Source organism: Actinomadura logoneensis (assembly GCF_003428695.1).
Taxonomy (GTDB): Bacteria; Actinomycetota; Actinomycetes; order Streptosporangiales; family Streptosporangiaceae; genus Spirillospora; species Spirillospora logoneensis.
The window spans coordinates 1-6,833 of the sequence record NZ_QURH01000176.1 but is presented as its reverse complement, the minus strand read 5'-3'; the positions used below and the strand labels follow the sequence as shown (position 1 = coordinate 6,833).

6 protein-coding genes and 1 pseudogene are annotated in these 6,833 nt (G+C 72.4%); 3 read left to right on the top strand and 4 right to left on the bottom strand.

Going from position 1 to position 6,833, the window contains the following annotated elements; genetic code table 11:
- Positions 1 to 306 (top strand): annotated as a pseudogene (locus tag DZF91_RS39620) (8-amino-7-oxononanoate synthase); the annotation flags it as partial.
- A gap of 94 nt (positions 307 to 400) precedes the next feature.
- Entirely contained in the window at positions 401 to 1,141 is a 741-nt protein-coding gene (locus DZF91_RS09075; protein WP_117357027.1) for a GntR family transcriptional regulator, read from the top strand.
- Positions 1,142 to 1,180: 39 nt separating this feature from the next.
- Here the strand turns inward: DZF91_RS09075 and bioB are convergent, their stop codons facing one another.
- Positions 1,181 to 2,176, bottom strand: coding sequence for a biotin synthase BioB (gene bioB / locus DZF91_RS09070; RefSeq protein ID WP_117357026.1), 996 nt, complete (start codon positions 2,174 to 2,176; stop codon positions 1,181 to 1,183).
- Positions 2,173 to 2,898, bottom strand: coding sequence for a dethiobiotin synthase (gene bioD, locus DZF91_RS09065; protein ID WP_407920899.1), 726 nt, complete (start codon positions 2,896 to 2,898; stop codon positions 2,173 to 2,175). Before bioD ends, bioB begins: the two co-directional genes overlap by 4 nt.
- A gap of 186 nt (positions 2,899 to 3,084) precedes the next feature.
- Here bioD and DZF91_RS09060 point away from each other — a divergent pair, with 186 nt between their 5' ends.
- Positions 3,085 to 3,894 (top strand): hypothetical protein, encoded by an 810-nt coding sequence (locus DZF91_RS09060; RefSeq protein ID WP_147341067.1) that lies wholly within the window; start codon positions 3,085 to 3,087, stop codon positions 3,892 to 3,894.
- Between the two features lie 85 nt (positions 3,895 to 3,979).
- Here the strand turns inward: DZF91_RS09060 and DZF91_RS09055 are convergent, their stop codons facing one another.
- Both DZF91_RS09055 and DZF91_RS09050 read right to left on the bottom strand, forming a co-directional pair.
- Positions 3,980 to 6,568, bottom strand: a complete 2,589-nt coding sequence (locus tag DZF91_RS09055) for a glycosyl hydrolase family 18 protein (protein WP_117357023.1) — start codon at positions 6,566 to 6,568, stop codon at positions 3,980 to 3,982.
- Between the two features lie 10 nt (positions 6,569 to 6,578).
- On the bottom strand, positions 6,579 to 6,833 hold a 255-nt coding region (locus DZF91_RS09050), incomplete at its 5' end, for a DUF305 domain-containing protein (RefSeq protein WP_117357022.1).

The following is a 6,833-nucleotide window of genomic DNA, read 5'->3' as shown; positions in this document are numbered from 1 at the left end:
CGGGCCCGCGACCGCGCCCGCCGCATCGCCGGGCTCGCCGCGGGCCTCGGCCTGGAGACCTCCCCCGACCCGGCGGCGGCGGTCGTCCCGGTCTTCCTCGGCGGCGCGCGGGAGGCCTTGCACGCCGGGGACCTGTGCCGCAAGAACGGGCTGCGGGTCGGCTGCTTCCGGCCACCGTCGGTCCCGGACGGACGGTCCTGCCTGCGGCTGACCGCCCGCGCCACCCTGGACGAGGCGGAACTCACCGTCCTCGGGACCGCCCTGGAGATGATCGCGCGCTCTACCGGCCGTAGTCTGCACACGTAACATCGGGGACAACCGATGATGAACGTGAGGAGAGGCCGTGACGGAGGTCAGGGGCACGCCGTCCCGCCACGCAGGCGGGTACGAGCGAACGCCGTTGAGCGACATCGGCCGTCACCACTCGGCCTCCGCGCCGCGCATCCCCAAGTACTACAAGCTGAAGGAACTGCTCGTCGAGCTGATCCTGTCGCTCCCGCCCGGCAGCCCGCTGCCCCCTGAGCGGACGCTCGCCGAGAAGTACGAGACGTCCCGCACGACCGTCCGGCAGGCGCTCGCCGAGCTGGTGGTCGAGGGGCGGCTGCAGCGCATCCAGGGCAAGGGCACCTTCGTCGCCAAGCCCAAGGTGTCCCAGGAGCTCCAGCTCGTCAGCTACACCGAGGACATGCGGCACCACGGGCTGCACCCGGAGACGCGCATCCTGGACGCCGGGTACGTGAGCGCCGACGAGCGGCTCGCGACGCTGCTGGCGATCCGGCCGGGCGGGCGCGTCCTGCGCATCCACCGGCTCCGGCTGGCGGACGGCGAGCCCATGTCGATCGACACCTCGCACCTGCCCGCCCGCCGCTTCCCCGGCCTGCGCCGCGAGTTCGCCCGGCACCGGTCGCTGTACGAGACGCTCGCCACGGCCTACGACGTCCACCTGACCGAGGCCGAGGAGACGATCGAGACCGTCCTCGCGACGCCGCACGACGCGCAGCTTCTCGGGGTGGACGTGGGCCTGCCGATGCTGCTGCTGTCCCGGCACGCCTTCGACACCACCGGCCAGCCCGTCGAGTGGGCCCAGTCGCTCTACCGCGGCGACCGGTACAAGTTCATCACCCGGCTCAAGCGCGACTGATCCCCGGCGGGAGCGCCCACAGGGGCCCGCGGCGGAGGCCTACAGGGTCCTGGAGAGGGCCTTGATCGGCATCCGCAGCTCGGTGAGCAGCTCCAGGTCGCGCTCGGCCGGACGGCCGAGGGTGGTCAGGTAGTTCCCGACGATGATCGCGTTGACGCCGCCCAGCATCCCGTCGCGGGTGCCGAGGTCGCCGAGGGTGACCTCGCGCCCGCCCGCGTAGCGCAGGATCGTGCGCGGCAGCGCCAGCCGGAACGCCGCGATCGTCTTCAGCGCCTCGGCGCCCTCGACCACCGGGCGGTCGGCGAACGGCGTGCCCGGACGCGGCGCCAGGAAGTTCAGCGGCACCTCGTCGGGGTCGAGCTCGGCGAGCTCGGCGGCGAACTCGGCGCGCTGCGCGACGGTCTCGCCCATCCCGACGATGCCGCCGCAGCACACCTCCATGCCCGCCGCCTTCACCCTGCGCAGGGTGTCGTGGCGCTCCTCCCAGGTGTGGGTGGTGACGACGTTCGGGAAGTGCGACCGGGCGGTCTCCAGGTTGTGGTTGTAGCGGTGCACGCCCATCGCGGCCAGCTCGTCCACCTGCGCCTGGGTGAGCATCCCGAGCGAGCACGCGATGTTGATCTCCACCGCGTCGTTGATCGCCTTCACACCGTCCCGGACCTGGGCCATCAGCCGCTCGTCCGGCCCCCGGACGGCCGCGACGATGCAGAACTCGGTCGCGCCCGTCGCGGCGGTCTCCCGCGCCGCCCGGACCAGCGCGGGGATGTCCAGCCACGCCGAGCGGACGGGGCTCTCGAACCGTCCGGACTGCGAGCAGAAGTGGCAGTCCTCGGGGCAGCCGCCGGTCTTCAGCGAGACGATCCCCTCGACCTCCACCTCCGGGCCGCACCAGCGCATCCGCACGTCGTGCGCGAGCGCGAGGGCGTCCGGGACGCGGTCGTCCGGCAGGGTCAGGACCCGCAGCGTCTGCTCCCGGTCCAGGCCGCGTCCCTCGCCCAGGACCTGCCGCCGGGCGATCTCGAGGATGTCGGTCACGGGCTCTCCTTCGTGGGGGCGTGCAGGGCGCGGAACGCCACGGCGTCGAACGAGCCGCCGAACGTGGGCGCGAGGCCCCGGTGGGCGGCGACGAGGAACTCGGCGGGGTCGAGCCCGCCCGCTCCGGCGGGCAGGGCCCCGGCCAGCGGACGCGCCGCGAGGGTCTCCAGGTCGCGCAGGTTGCTGCGCATCGCCAGGTCCGGCTCGTCCGGCCAGGAGCCGACCACGACGCCCGCGAGGTTCAGCCCCCGGTGCGCCATCGCCTCCAGGGTGAGCGCGGTGTGGTTCAGCGTGCCGAGGTCGGGCCGGACGACCAGCAGCACCGGCGCGCCCAGCCAGCGGGCCAGGTCGGCGATCGTGTTGCCCTCGTCGTCGTAGCGGACCAGCAGCCCGCCCGCGCCCTCCACCAGCACCAGGTCGCGGGTCGCGGCGAGGTCGGCGATCCGGCCGACGACCGACGGCAGGTCCACGGGCGGGAGCCCGGCCAGGCGGGCCGCGGCGGCCGGGGACAGCGCGTCCGGGAACCGCGCGTACTCGTGCAGGTCGGACACGCCCGCCAGGCGGCCGACCACGGCGAGGTCGCCGTCCTCCTCCGGCCGCACGCCGGTCTGGCCGGGCTTGACCACCGCGACCGCCGATCCGCGCGCGGCGGCGAGCGACGCCACCGCCGCGGTCGCCACCGTCTTCCCGACTCCGGTGCAGGTCCCGGTCACCACGAGCACGCTCACGTCCGTGACACTAGCGCGGCGGCCCCGGAAGATCGCCCGCCGAATCCCACAGTGTCCGCGGCCTCCGTTTGTATCGGGCGGCCGGGGCCGTCGTTCGCGTCCGGCCGCGAACGGACGGAACCGGGGCGGGCCGCGGCGCGTCCAACCCGCATGGCGGTTCCCTCCGTACGAACGGCGGGTATGACGACCCGCACTGTGAAGGCCATCCTGGTGGGGGCGACGGCCGTCCTGACGGGCGCCGCCCTGCTCACCGGCTGTGGAACACAGACGAAGGTGGAAGGCGTGCGCGATTACCCTGCCACCGCCACGCCTCCCATAGGGCAGGGTGGCGACGGCCTGGTCCTGCGGTGGCGGATGACGGGCGGCATGGCCGGACGCGGCGGCCCGTGGACGGTCCCCGACTTCTCCCTCTACGCGGACGGCACGGCGATCGTCCCCGGCAAGGGCCCGGAGGCGCGGCTCCAGCGGTACCACCTGAAGCAGCCGGTGTTTCAGCAGCTCGTCGCCGAGGCGAGGAAGGCGGGCCTCGAACGGTCCCGGAGGATCGGGTCGGACGCGCGGATCGCCGACGCGATGGTCCTGCGGATCTGGATGGGCTCGGCTCAGACCGACGTCGTCATGCCCGAGCAGCACAACGTCCCGGCCACGGCGGTGTGGAAGAAGCTCCAACCCGAGCAGTGGCCGGCGGGCGACCAGCAGTCCCCGCCGGACGTCTACCAGCCTGAGCGCATCGCGGTCAGCGCGTTCCCCAGCGGCGACCGGCCCGCGCCGTCCGGCACGGTCGCGTGGCCGCTGTCGCCGCTCGGCGCGGGTACGAAGCTCCCCCAGGGCAGCTTCTGCACGGTCTACGGCGGGGCGGACGCCGCACGCGTCCGGAAGCTGGCCGCGAAGACGCCGCTCGGCGCGTCCTTCAGCAGCGGCGGACAGGTCTACAGCGTCCAGATCCGTCCGCTGCTCCCCGACGAGAAGTCCTGCACCGCGCTGGGCTGACCCTTCTCCGGGGTCCGGCCGTCCCCGGAAAAGGGACCCGCCCGGCCGCAGGGACATGGACGGCCGGGCGGGGGCTCGGGAGGGACTACTTCTGGACGGTCCGCTTGAGGGCGGGGGCGTTCAGGCCGGTGTCGAGCGCGGTGGTCAGGGTGCCGGTGTCACCGGACATCTCCCAGATCATCGCGCCGAGCAGGTGCCTGCTCTTCAGCCAGGCGGTCTTCTTGCCGATCGACCAGGCGTCGTCGAACGACCACCACTGCCCGCCCGGGCCGGTGTAGCAGGACGTCGCGACGGCCTGCTCGTCGTGGTGGACGGTGCAGTTCGGCACGCTGGAGACCAGGTTGCTGTAGCCGCGCGTCCCGGCCTCCTCCTGGAACTGGCCGGGCGCGGCACCCTGGGCGGCCTGCCAGTCGCCGTTGACGCCGCCGTCGGTGACGCCCTGCCAGCCGCGTCCGTAGTACGCGAGCCCGATGTCGAGCTTGCGCGGGTTCACGCCCGCGGTGAGGTAGGCGTTCACGGCGTTCTCGACGCTGAAGTGGAACGGGTACGGGTCGTCGGTGTCGGCGTAGAGGTTGGCCTGGTGGCCGGTCCGGTTCGGCTCCCAGGAGTTGTCGCTGCCCGAGCCGTGGAAGTCGTAGCCCTGGACGTTGAAGATGTCCAGCGACCTGGCCGTGCCCGGCAGGTCCCAGCCCGCGCTGATCTTCGCGGGGTCGGCGGGTGAGAACGCGGTGAGCAGGTAGCGCTTGCCGGTCTGCTGCCCGAGCGCGTCGAGCTGGGTGCGGAACTCGGCGAGCAGCAGCGTCAGGTTGGCCTTGTCGTTGGCCCCGACGTGGTTGCCGGGGTGCCCCTCGGCGCCGGGCCACTCCCAGTCCACGTCGATGCCGTCGAAGATCCCGGCGGCGGTGCCGGGGCCGCCCGCGCCGTTGTAGGACGGCAGGTTGCCCTTGATGTAGGTGTCGATGCAGGAGGCGACGAACTTCTTGCGGGACGCGTCGGTCGCGGCCACGTCGGAGAAGTACTTGGAGTACGTCCAGCCGCCGATCGACATGAGGATCTTCAGGTCCGGGTGCCTGGCCTTCAGCTTCTTGAGCTGGTTGAAGTTGCCGCGCAGCGCCTCGTAGCCGGTGTCGGCCTGGCCGTCCACGGACTGCGCCGCCGACATCGGCCGGGCGTAGTCGGCGTCGGCGTCGCCCGCGCCGTCGCCCTGGTTCGGGTCCTCGGGGTTGGACGAGGTGCCCTTGGTGACGCCTTCCAGGCAGGTCAGGTTGGTCGGATCGATGTTGCCGAACGCGTAGTTGACGTGCGTCAGCTTGGCGGCGTTGCCGGTCGATTCGAGGTTCTTGACGAAGTACTGCCGGCCGTAGATGCCCCACTGGACGAAGTAGCCGACGCGGGCGTACCCGCTGACCACGTCGTCGGTGGTGACCTGCAGCGGCGCGCTCTGCGCCGACACGTTGTCGTACTGGTCGCGGGCGAGGACGGTGAACGAGTACGACGTGGACGGCGAGAGGCCGGTGACGGTCGCGCTCGTCCCGGTCGCGGTCGTGGCGACCTTTCCGTTCACCAGGACGTCGTAGTTGGCGACGCCGGTGTTGTCGGTGGACGCGTCCCAGGCGAGCTTGACGCTGCTGGAGTCCTTACCGGTGCTGCGCAGGTTGCCGGGGACGGACGGCGGGGTCGTGTCGTCCGAGGGGTTGTTGGTGGTGACGGACACGGCGGCACTGGCCGGGGACGCGGTGCCCTTGCGGTCCTTGGCCTTGACGGTGAACGAGTAGGCGGTGTTCGGGGTCAGGCCGTTGACGGTCGCCGTCGTTCCGGAGACGGTCGTCGCGAGGGTGGAGCCGTTGTAGACGTCGTAGGCGGTGACCGGGAGGCTGCCCGCCTTCGCCGCGTCCCAGCTAAGCGTGACGGACTTGGTCGTCTTGACGACGACCTTGAGCCCGGTCGGCGCGGACGGCGGCGTGTCCGGCGTGCCGTCGCAGTTGGCGTCGTTGACCCGGCAGGACGTCGGTTCCACACCGGACGAACTGAGCGTGAACGTCGGGCTGTACGGGTCGGTCGTCTTCCCGGCCGCGATCGTCGTGTTGTAGTACGCGGGGGTGAGGGTCACGGTGGTGCCGGTCTGGCTGATCGACCCGTTGTTCGCGTTGCCGGCCGTGACACCGGACGGGAGCGTGAACACGACCGTCCAGCCGTTCACGGCCGTCGTGCCGTGGTTCGCGATGACGAACGTGCCGGTGGACCCGCTGACCGTGTAGTCGGCGGTGACCCCGGTGAGGGTCGGCGGCGGCGCGCCCGTCCCGTCGCAGTTCGCGCCGTTGAGCAGGCACGACGTCGGCTGGACGGCCTGGCTGAGGGTGAACGTGGGACTGTACGGTTCGGTCGTCTTCCCGCCCTGGAGCGTGTCGATGTAGAACGCGGGCTTCAGGGTGACCTTCGTGCCGTTCTGGGTGATCGTCGCGTTCTGCGGGTTGGACGCGGTCACCCCGGACGGCAGCTGGAACACCAGCGTCCAGCCGGACACGGCCGTCGTGCCGGGGTTGGACACGACGTACTTCCCGGTCGTCCCGGACAGGGTGAACGCGGCGGTCAGGCGTCCGTCCGCCGCGTGCGCCGGGGCGGCGAGCGCGGCCGAGACGAGCACGGCGATCAGGGCGGCGAGCAGTCGGCGCATGGGCCGTCACCTACTTCGGGGGGTCGAGGAGCGCCAGCATCGTGGCGATCTCCGCCGAGCGTGAGCGGTCGATGGTCGCGGCGAGCGACCGCGTCCAGGCGTCCTCGCCGTGGGCGGTCTCCATCCGGGCCAGTTGGACGGCGTCGTCCTGGTGGGCGATGAGCAGGTTGAGGAAGGCGCGTTCGAACCGGTCCGCCGGGGCGCGCTCGACGGACCGGACGGCGGCGGGCGGGGTCGCGGGCGCCCCGCCGTGCGCGGCGTGCGC